The 14670-nt window shown below is 65.1% G+C and carries 15 protein-coding genes; 4 read left to right on the plus strand and 11 right to left on the minus strand.

All coding sequences use genetic code 11. From position 1 onward, the window contains the following. Positions 1 to 117 precede the first annotated feature (117 nt). On the minus strand, positions 118 to 1260 hold the full coding sequence (locus IED13_RS27970) for a tyrosine-type recombinase/integrase (RefSeq protein ID WP_191126077.1): 1143 nt from the start codon (positions 1258 to 1260) through the stop codon (positions 118 to 120). Positions 1261 to 1464: 204 nt separating this feature from the next. Between IED13_RS27970 and IED13_RS27975 the strand changes: the two genes are divergently transcribed. Further along, a complete protein-coding gene (locus IED13_RS27975) occupies positions 1465 to 2337 on the plus strand; it encodes a DUF1403 family protein (protein WP_318652319.1) in 873 nt (290 codons plus the stop codon). A 2-nt stretch (positions 2338 to 2339) separates the two neighbouring features. Next, positions 2340 to 3041 (plus strand): SMC-Scp complex subunit ScpB, encoded by a 702-nt coding sequence (scpB, locus tag IED13_RS27980; protein WP_191126079.1) that lies wholly within the window; start codon positions 2340 to 2342, stop codon positions 3039 to 3041. A gap of 134 nt (positions 3042 to 3175) precedes the next feature. Here scpB and IED13_RS27985 read toward each other — a convergent pair whose 3' ends face one another. The 7 genes from IED13_RS27985 to IED13_RS28015 form a co-directional block, all read right to left on the minus strand. Continuing rightward, positions 3176 to 4531: an MFS transporter gene (locus IED13_RS27985; RefSeq protein WP_191126080.1), complete on the minus strand. Its 1356-nt coding sequence runs from the start codon at positions 4529 to 4531 to the stop codon at positions 3176 to 3178. A 9-nt stretch (positions 4532 to 4540) separates the two neighbouring features. Next, entirely contained in the window at positions 4541 to 4819 is a 279-nt protein-coding gene (locus tag IED13_RS27990; protein ID WP_191126081.1) for a metal-sensing transcriptional repressor, read from the minus strand. Between the two features lie 304 nt (positions 4820 to 5123). After that, positions 5124 to 6179 (minus strand): Cj0069 family protein, encoded by a 1056-nt coding sequence (locus IED13_RS27995; protein ID WP_191126091.1) that lies wholly within the window; start codon positions 6177 to 6179, stop codon positions 5124 to 5126. A 4-nt stretch (positions 6180 to 6183) separates the two neighbouring features. Next, the gene (locus IED13_RS28000) at positions 6184 to 6621 is read right to left on the minus strand and encodes a hypothetical protein (protein WP_191126082.1); all 438 of its coding nucleotides are present in this window, start codon (positions 6619 to 6621) and stop codon (positions 6184 to 6186) included. 38 nt (positions 6622 to 6659) lie between these two features. After that, positions 6660 to 7049 carry a hypothetical protein gene (locus tag IED13_RS28005; protein WP_191126083.1) on the minus strand — a complete coding sequence of 130 codons (390 nt, stop codon included), beginning with the start codon at positions 7047 to 7049 and terminating at the stop codon, positions 6660 to 6662. Next, a complete protein-coding gene (locus tag IED13_RS28010; RefSeq protein ID WP_191126084.1) occupies positions 7046 to 7516 on the minus strand; it encodes a chromate resistance protein ChrB domain-containing protein in 471 nt (156 codons plus the stop codon). The genes IED13_RS28005 and IED13_RS28010 overlap by 4 nt, the downstream gene beginning before the upstream one ends. Continuing rightward, the gene (locus tag IED13_RS28015) at positions 7513 to 8484 is read right to left on the minus strand and encodes a Fe-Mn family superoxide dismutase (RefSeq protein WP_191126085.1); all 972 of its coding nucleotides are present in this window, start codon (positions 8482 to 8484) and stop codon (positions 7513 to 7515) included. Before IED13_RS28015 ends, IED13_RS28010 begins: the two co-directional genes overlap by 4 nt. Positions 8485 to 8583: 99 nt before the next feature. Between IED13_RS28015 and IED13_RS28020 the strand changes: the two genes are divergently transcribed. Both IED13_RS28020 and chrA read left to right on the plus strand, forming a co-directional pair. Continuing rightward, positions 8584 to 9570 carry a chromate resistance protein ChrB domain-containing protein gene (locus IED13_RS28020; RefSeq protein WP_191126086.1) on the plus strand — a complete coding sequence of 329 codons (987 nt, stop codon included), beginning with the start codon at positions 8584 to 8586 and terminating at the stop codon, positions 9568 to 9570. 16 nt (positions 9571 to 9586) lie between these two features. Then, positions 9587 to 11002, plus strand: coding sequence for a chromate efflux transporter (chrA, locus tag IED13_RS28025; protein ID WP_191126087.1), 1416 nt, complete (start codon positions 9587 to 9589; stop codon positions 11000 to 11002). 87 nt (positions 11003 to 11089) lie between these two features. On the opposite strand, the gene IED13_RS28030 is transcribed toward chrA, so the two are convergent. The 3 genes from IED13_RS28030 to IED13_RS28040 are packed head-to-tail and all read right to left on the minus strand — an operon-like array spanning position 11090 to position 14553. Beyond that, on the minus strand, positions 11090 to 11992 hold the full coding sequence (locus IED13_RS28030; protein ID WP_191126088.1) for a TniQ family protein: 903 nt from the start codon (positions 11990 to 11992) through the stop codon (positions 11090 to 11092). Further along, positions 11989 to 12879: a TniB family NTP-binding protein gene (locus IED13_RS28035; protein WP_191126089.1), complete on the minus strand. Its 891-nt coding sequence runs from the start codon at positions 12877 to 12879 to the stop codon at positions 11989 to 11991. Before IED13_RS28035 ends, IED13_RS28030 begins: the two co-directional genes overlap by 4 nt. A 3-nt stretch (positions 12880 to 12882) precedes the next feature. Continuing rightward, on the minus strand, positions 12883 to 14553 hold the full coding sequence (locus IED13_RS28040; protein WP_191126090.1) for a Mu transposase C-terminal domain-containing protein: 1671 nt from the start codon (positions 14551 to 14553) through the stop codon (positions 12883 to 12885). Between the last annotated feature and the right edge of the window lie 117 nt (positions 14554 to 14670).

Below are 14670 nucleotides of genomic sequence, written 5' to 3' on the forward strand. Positions count from 1 at the left end.
TGTCGCTTTCCCTTCCCAATTTCAATTTGAACCGCTTAAGGGGACGGCGACGTCTTGCGTTCCCTTTTTGATTTCATGCTCTTCCGCCCAAGGATATGATCTCGTTGCGCTTTCTACTCAGAGTCCGGCGGCTTTAGTGAGGTTCACGCGGAACCGATCGCGCCGGCGCTGATACCGGCGGGTCATTTCGACAGAGGCATGGCCGAGCTGCTTTTGGACATAGCGTTCGTCGACTTCGGCGGAGGAGGCGAGACCGGCGCGCAGGGAGTGCCCTGCGAATTTTGATTCCCGTTCGCGCTCGGGCAGATCCGCGCGAACGCCGGCCGCCAGCGCCGCGCGCTTGACTAGGCGCGCGACCTGGCCGGGAGTCAGCCGATCGGCGCCGACCTCCTTGCCTTCGCCGGTGACACGCCGGAACAGGGGGCCGTGGGCGATCCGGGCGAGCTTGAGCCAGGTCTGCAGCGCTACGACCGGGCAGGTGGCGTCAGCTGAGCCGCGACCGATCTCGATATCACGCCATCCAGTCTTGCCGGTCAGCGTCACGAGCAGGCCCTTGTCGAGGATCTCGACCCAACCGCGTCCATCCTTCGTGTCGTCGCGATGGAGATCCAGGCCGACGATCTCCGAGCGCCGCAGGCCGCCGGCGAATCCGAGCAGAAGCATGGCGCGATCCCGGAGGCCGCGGAGTGTGCCGCGATTGAGCGTCTCGAGCATGGCAACGACGTCGTCGCCCAGCACGGCTTCCTTCCGGCGCGGCGGTGCGCCATGGGTATTGCGGATGCCGGCCATCACTGTGGCGATGTGGCGGTCCTTGCGATCGAGCGGCGTGCCGCGCTGGGTGTAGTGCCAGCTCAACGCCGATAGACGCCGCTCAATCGTGGCTACGGAATTTGCTTTGCCGCCCGCGATCGCCGCGCCAGTGGCGCAGGCGGTTATGTAGATCCCGACCACCTGCGGCGAGGGCGGAGCGACTTCGAGGCCTTGGCGCCGACACCAGCTGCAGAAATGCGTCCAGTCGCTCGCATAGGCTCTGCGTGTGTTCTGCGAACTGGCGGCCTCGGCATAGCCACGGGCCCGGCCGGCCAGCCGTTCCAGATGCGCCGGCACACTGGCGGTGTCGGATGGGAGCGGGGAGGGGAGGTTGCCGGTCTCGGCCGAAGCTGCGCCGGCGGCGCGATCGACACCTGCCGCCGGGCTCTCAGGCGGCGCGGAGCTCTCCGAAGCGCGATTTTCGGGGTTTTGAACGTCGAATCCAGCCATTCTCTACATAAAGAGCAAAACGCGTGATAATGGAAGGTTATCACACGTTTTTGTAACTTCACAAGGCGTGCGCTTTTTGTCCATATAGTTGGCATAAAGCGCAAAGCTTCTCTATCTTCCAGAACGATGCGCGCTCCAGATTCGACGCCCGTTCAAACCTATGAGCCACCCGCCGTGCCCGGCTGGGCGGTCCCGCGCGGGCCGGTGACGAGCGACGTCGAGGCCGCCTTCCTGGCTGGTGCTGCGTTGAATTCGCTCGACAATCTCGTGCGCTCCGATCCGCTCTGGATCGGCGCGTGGCGCCAGCGGCTCGCCCTCAAATGTGCAGCCGCGGCCGTCGCGCTGGCCGGACGGACCGAGACCGAAGCGCAGTTGCGCGACGCCTGGCATCTGCGGCAGCCGGGAGCCGAGCCCGGGCCCGCCGGCAACATCTTCGCGGCCTGGCGTCGGATGGCTGCGCGGTCGACTGTCGTCGATGCGGCGGCGCTGCGTGCGGCCGTCGATCTGCTCGGCCTGCGCTGGAGCGAGGATCTCGCGGCGTTGCCGGAACGTCTCGACGACATCGTCCGGACAGGCCGGCCGGCGCCGCTGGTCGCCGCGGCGATCGTCACAGAGGTTCAGCGCTGCCGGCCGGAGGCGAGCCTCCTCGGCTGGTGGCTCGCCGACCAGGCCCTGGCGCGCCGGATGCGCTGGCCGGTGGCGGTGCCGCTGCTGGCAATGCAGGCGCGCGGTTCTGCCTTCCGAAGCCTGAGCGATCGCGGCCGGATTCGTCCGGGAGGGGAGGGGTTCGAGCGGGCGAGCTGCGTCGCGCTCGCGCTGGCGGCGACCGAGGCCTGCCGGATCGCCGGCGACATTGCGCCGCGCGCGGCGCGGCTGATCGAGGTCGCGCCGAAGTTGCGCGCCAAAGGAGCAGGGGAGGTGATCCAGTTTCTGCTCGACGACGACGCGATCTCTGGCACGTTACAGACGAAAAGCCTGACGCGTTGGGGTTCACGCCGGTTGTTTGAGCGGCTGACCGCGCTTGGCGCTGTACGTGAGCTGTCTGGCCGTGCCAGCTTCCGGCTCTACGGGCTCTGACCATGGCGCGGTCGACCCAGACCGAAGAGCTGTTCGATGTCGAGCTCGCCGACCTGCCGCCAGACATGCGCTGGCGCGAATGGATGGGCCGGGTCGAGGCGGTGATCTTCGCCTCGCCCAAGCCGGTCGGCCGTGAAACCCTGGCCCGGGTCGTCGGGCGCGACTGCAGCCTCGACCTGCTGATGGCCGATATCCGTGACGAATTGCGCGGACGCCCCTACGACCTCGTTTCGGTCGCCGGCGGCTGGCAGCATCGGACCAAGAAGAGGTTTGCGGTCGCGATCCGCACCGCGACCGGGCTCGGCACGTCCGACCGAAAGGCGTTGTCGCAAGCTGAGAGCCTGGTGCTGCTGTGCATCGGCTATTTCCAGCCGATCACCCGCGCCGAGCTTGGCGCCGTGTTCGGCAAGGAGATCAGCCGCGATACCATCGGCCATCTGGGCAAGCTCGGTTTCATCGCGGCCGGGCCGCGCAGCCCGCTGCCGGGGGCACCTTACACCTATGTGACGACGCCGGCCTTTCTGTCGGAATTCGGGTTCGAGACCCTGCGCGATCTGCCGGATTTCGAGAAGCTCGAGGATGCTGGACTGCTCAGCAAAGACAGGCTGCTCGCCGGAGAGCTCATGCCGTCTTTCTCAGGAGAAGAGCCGGTCGAACGCGAGCCTGATGACGATCTGAGAGAGGCTTCTGTCGACGAAGACTGAGCCGGGGAGCGAAATAGACCAACGCGCACCTCGAGCCGGTACCGTTGAAAACGTCGGGGTTGCTGCGGGTATGAAGTTCTGATTCAGCCGCTTCTGGATGGAGGGCAGCGCGATGATGAGCGAGCGAACTCAATTCAACCAGCTGGCGCGGGCCAGCGCCTGTGAAGGTCGTCGATGACGATGGTGTGCGAATGGTGCCGGCCATGCTCCACCAGATGAGGGTGGTCACGGGGTAGCTCGGGATGCTTGTGCTCTGCTGCGTCCGCAGTCCCCGCAGGCCAGAGCCAAACGGCGGCCGCTGTCGCGGCCAACGTCGCCAAGCAGAACAACCCCGCCAGCGTTGCCAGGGGCAGGCTGGCCCCGAGCCAGCCGGCAAGCGGATAGGTGATCAGCCAACAAGCATGCGACAGCGCGAACTGCGCGGCGAACACGGCGGGACGATCTTCGGCATGTGCGGATCTGCGCAGAAGACGGCCGGACGGGGTCTGCGTCGCCGAGTAGCCGATGCCGAGCAAAGCCCAGGTCAGGAGCAGTGTCAGCCAACCGGCTGGGGTCGCCGCGGGTGCGAATGCCCAGCCCTCGGCCAGTAGCAGGGCGGAAAACCCGCCGAGGACGACGGCCAGCAGACTTGCGGCAGTCAGCATCACTTTCCGGTCTGCGACGCGCTCCAGGATGCGCGGCAGCGTCAGGGCCGACAGCATCGAGCCGCCGCCAAAGCAGGCCAGGGCCAATGCCACGGCATTGTCGTCGTAGCCGAGCCGCCCCTTCACGATGACGACGGTGTTGACGATCACGAGCGCGCCGCCCATCGCGACAGCCATGTTCAAGGCAAGTAGCCCCCGCAGGCGTGGCGTTGCCAGGTAGATTCGCATTCCGTGTGTCGTCTTGTCATAGATGCCGCCTTCGCGAGGCTTGGCCGGAGACACGGGGAGCGTGACGGAAAGCACCAGCGCGGCCGAGACCAGGAAGCCGACGACTGTTCCGGCGAAGAGCCAATGAAAATTGATGAGTGTGAGCAGGGCAGCGGCGAGCATCGGGCTGACGATGCTCTCAAGGTCATAGGCCAGCCGCGAGAGGGACAAGGCGCTGGTGTAGTCGTCCTCTTTCGGCAGCAAATCCGGGATCGTTGCCTGAAAGGTCGGCGTGAACGCGGCCGAGGCTGACTGCAATAGGAAGACAGCCAGATAGACCTGCCAGACCTCGGAAATGAAGGGAAGCATCAGTGCAATCGCCGCGCGCACCAGGTCCATCGCGATCAGGAAAGCCCGCCGCGGCAGCTGCGCCGAAAAGGCGCCCACGATGGGAGCCACCGTGACATAGGCGATCATCTTGATCGCCAGCGCCGTCCCCAGAACCGCTCCGGCGCGCGCTCCGGCGATGTCGTAGGCGAGCAGCCCGAGCGCGACTGTGAGAAGGCCGGTCCCCACAAGGGCGATGATCTGGGCAGTGAAGAGGCGTCCATAGACGCGGTTCGACAGGACCTTGAGCATTTCTCGGCCTCAGAGGAATTTACTGATCAGCTTGAACTCGTCGATCGGCCGGCGCTGCTCGGGCGGGAGCTCGCCGACGACTTCGTCCAGGCAATGGTCGAGATGGTCCTGGACCAGTGTTCGCTTTGCCTGCGCAATTGCGCTTTCGACCGCCTGCAACTGCGTGGCGATGTCGAGGCAGGAACGCCCGGTTTCGATCATCTCGATAACCTTGGCGAGGTGTCCGCCAGCTCGCTTTAGACGCTTGGCGATGGCGGGGTGGCTGGCGTGGCGGTGGGGCTCCGGCATTCGCTTCCTATATCCCCCTCGGGGGGATATGGATAGCCGGGGTCTTTGCGCAACGCGACGTCCGTAGAGTGCTCTGACATCGGCTTCCGGAGCGACGGCGAGCGTTGAACAATTGGCAGGTCCCACTCCAGCGCTGCTGATATCGCTTCGTGCTCAGTCCTGCGATCCGCGACAACGGATCTGCTGTTGGCCGTACAATATTCTGCATACCAGCGGATGGTGGTTTCGCCGGCGGCAATACCTGAGGAGATCTCTATCCACGCATCGGCAATGGCGTCGTCTCCCATAGCGCCATCTGCCTCGCTCACCGATGGTCGGACCTCAATCGTGCGGCCACGAGCCTCGCAATGGCCGCCGGCGCCTCGTCTGGTATGGCGAAGACCGAGCTGACATTGATCTCGCAGAGCACGTAGGTGTCATCGCCCGTGGCCGTGTGCGGCCCATAGAGGAAGTCCGCATCCCAGATGATGGGCAGGGAGGCTGCGTCGAGACCAAGGACCTCCATCATCTGAGGCGTCCATTCCGCCTCCATCATCGACCGCAGCTTCTGAAACGGCTCGGCCTCCGCCCCATGCATGATCCGAGGGCCAGGCTGCGCCGCTTCCGAATCCGGCCCTTCGGGCGGCGGCGGAACGAGCGCCTTGATGAGTTGATGGCCGAAGCCGACGACCTTATCCGAGCCCATGTAGCAGCGGATCATGCCATCCGGCAGACGAGGCTGAAATGGCTGATCGACGATGCAGCCACCGGCCGCGAAATAGGCTTCGCAACGCGCCATGAAGTCCGGGAGGGCGAGTTCTTCCGGCATGCTCCCCCGTTGCGCATGCAACACCTGCACGCGCTCAGAGCCCTCCGCTCCGCCGATCAGCTCGACCTTCCAGACACCCTGGCCACCATTGCCGCGGTTCTGCTTGAGCACGCGCGGTCCCGCCGTCCTCAAGCGCGCCGGAAACTCCTCTCCGAAGGACGCTGCGGATCGATAGAGATGCGTATCGGTGCCCCATCCGAGATGCTTCGTGCGGTGCAGGACCTCTTTCACCCCCATCTTGAGGATGGTGTCGGGATGGGCGCTGACCCAAGGCCCGCGGGCCGCGACTTCGCGAAGCAAGGCATCGAGTTGATGCCGCGTCTTGCCCGCGTGCAACGGGTCGACCCAGACAAGGACCCCGTCCGCGGCCAGGAGCTGATCACGAACTTCATCCGAGAAGGCCTCGTCATAAACGGCGGGTTCGGCATCGATGCCGATGGCGCTTAACTCTTCGAAGATGCGATGGAAGCGGTTGTTCCGCAGTGTCGCGGTGCTTCTCGCTTCCCTATCGCCTCGCCAAACTATGGCGACCTTGGGCTTTGCAGTCGCCATGCTTTCACCTCGGCGCGGATTGGGTTGACTTCGAAGAAGCTCGGTCAGCCAGTCTATGTGGAGGCGGGGCGGTTCCCGAATGTGGGGCATCGATCAGGACCCCCTCGAAGGGAAAGTCCGTCGAGCCCGGGATCCTCATCTGGATTGCGCGGCCGGATAGCCAGACATCGAAGCAGGCGCTTCCGCCGCCCTCGGGATAGGTTTTGCAGAGCTGGTTCTTCATGATGTGCCAGGAGCCCACACGCGTGTTGCCCATCTCGTCGCTGACGAGCCGTCCGTTCGGCTGGTAGATCTCGCCCCAATGGGATTCGTCGGTCAGTTGCCTGCCGACTAGCTTGGCTCGGATCTGGGCACCGCTGAGCTTCTGGAACACCTCGGCGCCGGCAGCGGTGCTGAACCCGATCGCGATGGCGATCACGGCAAGGATGGGTGCGCGCTTCATGGTTCGCCTGGGCCCTTAAGTTCGTTGGCAGGCATCGGTCAGCGCCGCGCCATGGGCCGCTGAACGATGCCCTCTTCGTAGATGTCGAAGCCAGGCTCCTGGAGCCGGTAGGTCTTTCCCGAGTGCAGGACGGCGTAACATCGCTGCTCACCGGGCGAACGATCGAGGCAAAGCTGATCCCGCTTCACCTGCCAGCGGCCGAGGGTCTTCCTGCCCATTCCCGTGTTCGTGAGGGTTCCGTCCTGCCCGAACAGAAGCACCCAGTGGACCTCGTCGGTGAACTCCATGCCGGTGAACCGGCTGCGGATTTCCGATCCCTTGAGCGGTCGAAAGGTTTCCGCGTAGACGGTGCCTATTCCCAACAGAGCCGCCAGACCCAGGATCGCGCCCGCAGTCGCCGAAGCGCGATGCCAAATGGTGATCATCACGCAGCGGTCGCCTTCGACATCCGCGGCCAGTTATGCGTCTCGCCCTTGCGACGGGACGCCCAAGCGTAGAGCGCGTCGTAGATGATGAACCCGCGCTTCAGCACCTCGTGATCATCTGGCGAGAGATCGCGAAGCCCCATCGAGATCGCCAGGAGCCCGGCCGATTGCGGCGTCAGGTCATGCCTGTCCGTATCGGCGCCGCGAACGATGGCAGCGATCGTGGCGATGGCCGGGTCCTTGGCGAGGTTGTGCTTCTCGACGAAGGTGTCGAAGCTGCATCCCTCGCCGACATGCGTGTATTCGACACCGGGCACGTCATAAGGGATGGCGCCGGTTTCCTCGGCCACCTTCCGGACCTGATCCGGCGGCACGAACAGGAACTCCGGCTCCTTGTCGATGAACCGCGTGATCAGCCAGGGACAGGCGATCCGGTCGATGACGGGGCGTTCACGTGTGACCCATTTCATGGTGTCGGCCTCCCTTCAGCGGTGACAAGTGGAACGGTCGGGGCGCCGATCGCGTGCCAGGCGGCGATGCCGCCCGCGAGTGAATGGGCATCGAGGCCGCGGCGGCGGAGTTCGGCGACGGCGTCGCCGCTGACCTGGAAGCCGTAGACGCAATAGGCGACGATCGGCTTGTCCTTCGGCAGCTCCTTAGCCCAATCGGCGATCAGCTCGGGCGCGCGCAGCTGCGCTCCCGGGATCATGTCGCTGCGCTTCGCCAGGTCTTCTGCCAGGCAGACATCCAGCAAGACAAGATCATCCCGGCGTTGCAGGCGGGCAAGCAGGTCCTCGGCGGCGATACTGTCTCCGGCAGGGACAGGTGCGGCTGCGCCGGTCACAAGACCGCTCATGGCGAGTCTCTGGAAACGGGCGCCGACCCGTTCCCAATGGATGTTCTTCATGAAGGCGTCGACATAGGCGCCGGCCTTCGCCCCGAAGTCGATGTGATAGGCATGCTCGTACATGTCGAGTGCCATGATCGGGATGCTGCCGGCGAGGCAATTCGTATGATCCTGCCCCCACTGGATCATCAGGCGCTGATGCCGTTCCGACCAGACCAGCAAAGTCCAGCCCGAGCCGCCTGCCTGCGCCTTGGCACATGCCGCAAACTTCGAGCGCCAGCCGGCGACGCTGCCGAAGTCGCGCTCCAATGCCAGCGCCAAGTCGCCCGCAGCATCGCCGCTACCGCCGAGGCCGTCGAAATAGATCTCATGCAGGATCGCCGAGTTGGCGGCAATGAGTTCCTCCCGCTTGAGGCCATTGATGTCGAAGACCGGGGCCTGGCTCCAGTCGAGTTCGTCGAGGCGGCGCTCGATGGCGTTGAGGCGCCGCACGGCGCCTCCGTAATTGTTCTCGTAGTGGCTCGCCAGAAGCCGCTCGGAGAGCCCGTCAAGGCGCGGCGGCTTGAAGGGCAAGGGCATGATCCGATGCATGGCATCCTCGTTCGGGATACGTGATGGCAGCGGACGCTACGCTCGAATTTAAAATGATACAAGTGTTGCTTTTGACAGTTTTGATGATACGGTGACGACATGAGCAATGATGCCCCCTCGGCAGAGCAGCGCTGGCTGCTGCTGATCCACCAGTTGCCGAGCAAGCCCGCCTACTTCCGGGTGAAGGTCTGGCGCCGCCTGCAAGGGATCGGGGCCGTCGCGGTGAAGAGCACGGTCTATGCGCTGCCGGCGAATGCCGAGACGCAGGAGGATTTCGAATGGCTGCTCAAGGAGATCATTGAAGGCGGCGGCGAGGCCATGGTCTGCGAAGCCCGTTTGATCGACGGCCTTTCCGACGCTCAAGCGCGCGCGCTCTTCGACGCGGCCCGCGACGAGGACTACGAGGAAATCTCCAAAGAGGCGCGAGCCCTTTCGGCCCGTCCAGTCCAGGACTCGCAGGCGGACGCTGCCGCGGAACTCCGAACCCAGATCAACCGCCTGCGCAAGCGCTTGGCGGATATCGCGGCCATCGACTTCTTCGCGGCGACCGGCCGTCTCACCGCTGAAAGCCTGATCGCGGAACTTGAGCGCAGGCTCGCAAAGGATAACGACATGGCCGAAACGCCAAAGGAAGCTCCACCGCAGGCCGCACCAGACTTCAGAGGCCGGGTTTGGGTCACGCGCCAGGGTGTCTTTGTCGATCGGATCGCCTGCAGTTGGCTGATCCGACGCTTCATCGACCCCAATGCCATCATCCGCTTCGTTCCGGGCAAGAGCTACGAACCCAAGCCTGGAGAACTGCGCTTCGACATGTTCGAAGGCGAGATCACCCATGAGGGCGACCGCTGTAGTTTCGAGGTCCTGCTGGTCCGTGCCGGCCTTGCCGATCCCGCGCTCCAGGCCGTCGCCGAGATCGTCCACGATATCGACCTGAAGGACGGCAAGTTCGGGCGAGAGGAAACGACGGGTATTGCGAGCCTGATTTCGGGCGTCTGTGCTGCCAACCCGCAGGATGAAGAGCGCATCGCGCAGGGCGCGGCGGTCTTCGACAACCTCTACCAGTACTTCAAGTCCAAGCGTGCCTGATCGCCGGGAGGCGCCCATGAACAAGATCGAGGCCATCCAAGCCGCGCCGATCGGCCAGAAGGCCGCCCCTGAGCATGGGGTTTCGTTCGGCGAGGCTGTGCGTGTCTGGGCCCGTGTCGCGGCGCTGAGCTTCGGCGGCCCTGCTGGGCAGATCGCGGTGATGCACCGCATCATCGTGGAGGAGAAGCGCTGGATCGGCGAGACGCGCTTCCTGCACGCGCTGAACTACTGCACGCTCCTGCCGGGACCGGAAGCGCAGCAACTGGCCGTCTATATCGGCTGGCTGATGCACAAGACCAAGGGCGGCCTGGTTGCCGGAACCTTGTTCGTGCTGCCCGGTGTCATCGCCATCATGGCGTTGAGCTGGATCTACGCGATCTTCGGCAATGTCGGGAGCGTCCAGGCGCTGTTCTTCGGCCTGAAGGCGGCGGTTCTCGCGATCGTGCTGGAAGCCGTGCTCCGGATCGGCCGACGCTCGCTGAAGAACGGCGTCATGATCGGCCTCGCTGCAGCGGCCTTTCTGGCCCTCGCCCTGTTTCAGGCACCATTTCCGCTCGTCGTGTTCGCCGCAGGCCTCATCGGCTATGTCGGCGGTCGTGCGGGCTGGTCCGCCTTCCTGGCCGGAGGTGGTCACGGCAAGGTCGGAGGCAAGCAGGTCGCCGACGTCGACTCGGCACTTGGCGAGGGCATTCCCGCGCATGCCAGGCCGCCCTTGAGCTGGTCGCTGAAGGTTGCGGCCGTCGGTGCCGTGATCTGGTTTGGCCCGATCATCGTCCTATTGGCGACGCTCGGCCGCGGCGACGTGTTCACCGAGATCTCCATCTTCTTTTCCAAGATGGCGATGGTGACCTTCGGCGGGGCCTATTCGGTCCTGTCCTATGTCGCCCAGCAGGCTGTTGATCACTATGGCTGGCTGAAGCCCGGCGAAATGCTGGACGGCCTCGGCATGGCCGAGACCACCCCCGGCCCCCTGATCATGGTCACGCAGTTCGTCGGCTTCATGGGCGCCTATCGCGCGCCAGGTTCGCTGAGCCCGCTGCTGGCTGGTACGCTCGGCGGCCTGCTGACCACCTGGGTCACCTTCGTGCCCTGCTTCCTCTGGATCTTCCTCGGCGCGCCGTTCATGGAGACGATGCGCAACAACAAGGCGCTGTCGGCTGCGCTCGGGGCCATTACGGCCGCCGTCGTCGGCGTGATCCTGAACCTCTCGATCTGGTTCGCGCTGCATGTCCTGTTCGCCGAGGTTCACCAGGTTCGGGCTTATGGCATGGAGCTCGATGTGCCGGTCCTGAGCACCGTCAACGTCGCCGCATCGCTGCTGACGATGGCAGCCATGATCGCCGTCTTCCGCTTCAAGGTTGGGATGATCCAGGTCATTGCCGCCTGCTCGGTCGCCGGATTGCTCTATGGCTTGGCCACCGGGATGGTCTGAAGCGGGGCGCGTTGGCACGGGGAGCTGACAGATTTCCGGATTGTTGGATCCGTTCGACGGCGATGAATCTGACGACGACAGCCGCGGTCAGGTTTTCGCCGGGCGCGATCGCTCGCCCGTCGGTCGAGCCTGCGGCCGGCTCGCGATGGCCGCATAGGCTTTCACCAAGCCATGGAGATTGGCCTGCGGCAGTGGCAGTGGCGTCTTGGCGAGCGCGACAATGCGCGGCCTGGCAAAGGTCAGGCAGCGGGCTCGCATCAGCACCGAAAGCTGCGTCAGCGGCCGGGAGGCGGGCGGATCGAGCTCCAGCGGCAGTGACAGGATTTTGGCGCGATCACCGGGATCCGCCATGTGGCCGGCGCGCTCGAGCATCAGTGCGGCGCGCAGGGTCGACGCCCCCAGCCGCGGTGCAGACGCCAGGCGCAGATCCTGACCGCAAGCCGTGCAAGTGATGAACGGAGCCAGCGAGGCTGCGTCACAAACCGCAAAGCCCTGGCGGCAGGCCGGGCAGCGGTCGATCAACCGCCGGCCGTGATGCTGGCAGATCAGCTTGGTTGCAAGCCGCCAGCTGCGGCGAAGATAGGGCGCTTCGTCCCCTTCGAGGCAGTGCGGACAAAGCTGCAGCCAGGTCGCTTGGCGCCGGCCCATGGGTGACGTCGAGACGGTCACCCACGGTGCCAGCATCAGGGCCTTGTCCGTTATCGGATGGACGAGTGTCAGCCATGAAGCGGTCGACAGCGCACTTGCCGTCTCGATGGCGCCGGCGATCGCTGGCGATAGCCCGAATTCGATATTCACGGCCCAATTGCCGCTTCCCAGGCCCAGCAGTGCTCCAAGAGCGCGCGCCGGAACGCCGTTGGCCGCACCAAACCGGATCAGCCAGCCCGGCAGCCATTCGTCGGGGTAGGGAACGACCATGATGGGCCAGTGACCCGATGGCGCCGACCGATAACGCGGCTGCAACGCGATCTCGATGGGCGCGGGTCTCATGCCAGTGCCTCGCGGATCACGGTCTGGCGTCGTTGCGACAGTGGGATGTAGCCGAGATCTCGCAAGCTATTGCGGCTGATGTGTTCGGCTCCGGACCTCACCGCGGCGACCGCGGCCGCCGTGACGATCGCGACGGTCTCGCCGATCAGCCCCTCCGAGAGCTCGAAGATCAAGCGCGCCATCGGCTCGTCGGACAGTCCGGAGGACTTGGCGAGTGGCAGTGCGCCTTCAAGGCTGTCGAGCAGCGAGAGATAGGCCTCGTCATAGCTCCAGCGTGGCACGGGCGCGAGCTGGAAACGGCTCGCCATCTCAGCTGTCACCATGATGTGGTCGAAGATCGTCAGCTCGCCAACCAGCACCGGCGAAAGATCATAATCGCGCCCGAACCGCCGCAGCACCGCGAAGATCGCCTCGATGTCGCGGTTGCGGCCGCGCAAGCAATTATGGAACTCGTCGAAGACGATCACGCGCGGCTTCAGCTGCCGCAGCAGATGGTCGAGTTGTTCGGCCTTCGCTGCGGTGTCGCGCGTTCGGATGAGCGGCGCCTCCAGCGCGGCCAGAATCCCGGCGTAGAAATTGACCAGGCCAGAGCCTTCGCGGGTCTGCACCAGCACGACGCGTCGCGCGTTTCGCTCGGTTTCCGCGCGGCGACGGTCCATGATCGCGAAGCGTTCCGCGATCATGCTCTTGCCGTTGGCGTAGGGGCCGATCAGCATCACCCCGCGCGTGCGCAGCGCCGGCGCGCGATCGAGGCACGCCTGCAGCAGGTCGAGCGCGTTCCGCGCCGCTTGCGTGCCGATCCAGCGTGGCGCCTGCAGATGCGCGATGCGCGCGGCGGCAGGTTGTTGCAGCCAGGGTCGCAAGCTCTCGGCCAGGTGCTCGCTCATGGCTCACCAGTCCTCGACCGGGAGCGGGTTTCGGGCGCGGGCAGGGTGGGGCGCCGGAGGCGCGGATGGCGAAGCCAGCGCCTGATGCGGTTTTGGAGCCGCTTGCGCCAAGGCCGTCCGCGCCGCCTGTCGCCTCTCATGCTTGCTCAGCTTTTTCGTATCGGCCCCTGCACTCGGGCGCGTCGCGCTGTCGGCGATCGCCCGTATCGCCCGCCGGAGCGCAATCCTCGATTCAGGTCCGCCAGCGAGGCTGCGCCGCAAGGCGCGAGCCCGCTCATGCTCCCACAGCGTGATCGCGTCTGTATGACCATCGCGCCGCCCAACCGCCAGAAAAGCGCCGGTGTCGGGATGGCGCAGATAGATGTGGCTCAGATCGCGCGGATCGGTTCGCATCGCGAGTTTGCCGATCCGGTCGCGCCGCGGCACGAGCTCGCCCAGCCATGGCGCATAATAGTCGATCGCATGCACGCTGACGCCCTGGGGCGTGAGCCGCCGGTCTCCGCCAGGCAAGAACGCGATCAGCACCTGGTCGGGGTCGTCCCGACGCGGAAGCAAGGCCGCAGCATGAGCGCGCCAGATCTGATCGGGTATGTCCAAACTCTTCTCATTCGGCTGGGCGTTGTGCTCAAGCACGGCGAGTGCGACGCAGCGTTCGAGTTCCGCGAAGCTGAGGCGGGCGCAGGCCTCGGAAGGATAGTGGTCGCGATCCGTGACTGAGCGGCCGGTCTGGCCCGGCAGCGTCCGCAGCACCATGTTGAGCGTGCCGAGCAGCCGTTCGATCACGCCGCCTTGATGGACGTTTCCCTTGTGCCGCCGCCGGATCGTGATCCCAAAATCATCGCAGCCTCGGGCGAAGGCATGGCCCGTGAACTCCTTGGCGCTATCGACAACCAGGACACGCGGTCGACCGAACATCGGCCAGGCGTGAGCGCCAAGACCATGCGCCGCGAGCCATGGCACCTTGGGCGTCAGCGCTTGCTGCAGGCAGAGCGCAACCGAGAGTGAACTCGGCTTCTCCAAGGTCAGGCAAAACCCCAGAATGGCACGCGAGAAGACATCAACCGCAACCGTGAGATAGGGCCGTCCGGCCACAACGCCGACACTGTCGATCACCTCGACGAACTGAATGTCGGCCGGCGTATGGTCGATTTGGCCGATATCGAGCAGGCCATTCGCTGAAATGTAGCCCGGACGCGCTTTCAACCGCCGCGCATGCGCGAGGTTGGAGGAGCGGCCCTTGGCGATAGCGAGATCGTCGAACAGGATCGGGATGCGTCGCTGCACTGCGCGATACGAGGGCAGGCGCTCGCCGGCCTCGCAGCAGCGCGCCCGGATCTCGGTGACGACGGGACGAAGCTCTGGCGCCTCCTTGACCAGCCACTGCTGACGCAGAACGCCGGCGATGATCGCCTCGACGGCCGCGGTCAGCCGTGTCGCGCGCTGCCCATCCCGCCGCGGCAACAGCACTGTGATCCGCCGCTCCGGCTCATAACGCTTGAGCAGATTGTAGACGTGCCGGGTCGTGAGCCCAAGCTCAGCCGCCGCCCGCGCGATCGACACGTGCCGCGGAGCAGACCCGTCAAGTATCCGATCGAGCTCGCGAGCCTGGCGCTTCGCCTGCGCCCAGGCATCATCTCGCGCGATCGCCACGCGACCAGAAGCCGATGTCGCCATGTGACGTTCCTCACGCGACAGGTCGAAATCGTAAGGGGAAAGTCGAGCCCCAGATTCAGGCTAAACCTCGGCAAGGACGTGACGATCCACAATTGAAATCGGCAAGGGAAAGCGACA

The organism is Allobosea spartocytisi, from assembly GCF_014764685.1.
Classification (GTDB): domain Bacteria; phylum Pseudomonadota; class Alphaproteobacteria; order Rhizobiales; family Beijerinckiaceae; genus Allobosea; species Allobosea spartocytisi.

Bases quoted from the DNA above. Each gene is read 5' to 3' on its own strand.
- IED13_RS27970 (WP_191126077.1), bottom strand. From the start codon at position 1,260: ATGGCTGGATTCGACGTTCAAAACCCCGAAAATCGCGCTTCGGAGAGC.
- scpB (WP_191126079.1), top strand. From the start codon at position 2,340: ATGGCGCGGTCGACCCAGACCGAAGAGCTGTTCGATGTCGAGCTCGCC.
- IED13_RS27985 (WP_191126080.1), bottom strand. From the start codon at position 4,531: ATGCTCAAGGTCCTGTCGAACCGCGTCTATGGACGCCTCTTCACTGCC.
- IED13_RS27990 (WP_191126081.1), bottom strand. From the start codon at position 4,819: ATGCCGGAGCCCCACCGCCACGCCAGCCACCCCGCCATCGCCAAGCGT.
- IED13_RS27995 (WP_191126091.1), bottom strand. From the start codon at position 6,179: ATGGCGACTGCAAAGCCCAAGGTCGCCATAGTTTGGCGAGGCGATAGG.
- IED13_RS28000 (WP_191126082.1), bottom strand. From the start codon at position 6,621: ATGAAGCGCGCACCCATCCTTGCCGTGATCGCCATCGCGATCGGGTTC.
- IED13_RS28010 (WP_191126084.1), bottom strand. From the start codon at position 7,516: ATGAAATGGGTCACACGTGAACGCCCCGTCATCGACCGGATCGCCTGT.
- IED13_RS28015 (WP_191126085.1), bottom strand. From the start codon at position 8,484: ATGCATCGGATCATGCCCTTGCCCTTCAAGCCGCCGCGCCTTGACGGG.
- IED13_RS28020 (WP_191126086.1), top strand. From the start codon at position 8,584: ATGAGCAATGATGCCCCCTCGGCAGAGCAGCGCTGGCTGCTGCTGATC.
- chrA (WP_191126087.1), top strand. From the start codon at position 9,587: ATGAACAAGATCGAGGCCATCCAAGCCGCGCCGATCGGCCAGAAGGCC.
- IED13_RS28030 (WP_191126088.1), bottom strand. From the start codon at position 11,992: ATGAGACCCGCGCCCATCGAGATCGCGTTGCAGCCGCGTTATCGGTCG.
- IED13_RS28035 (WP_191126089.1), bottom strand. From the start codon at position 12,879: ATGAGCGAGCACCTGGCCGAGAGCTTGCGACCCTGGCTGCAACAACCT.
- IED13_RS28040 (WP_191126090.1), bottom strand. From the start codon at position 14,553: ATGGCGACATCGGCTTCTGGTCGCGTGGCGATCGCGCGAGATGATGCC.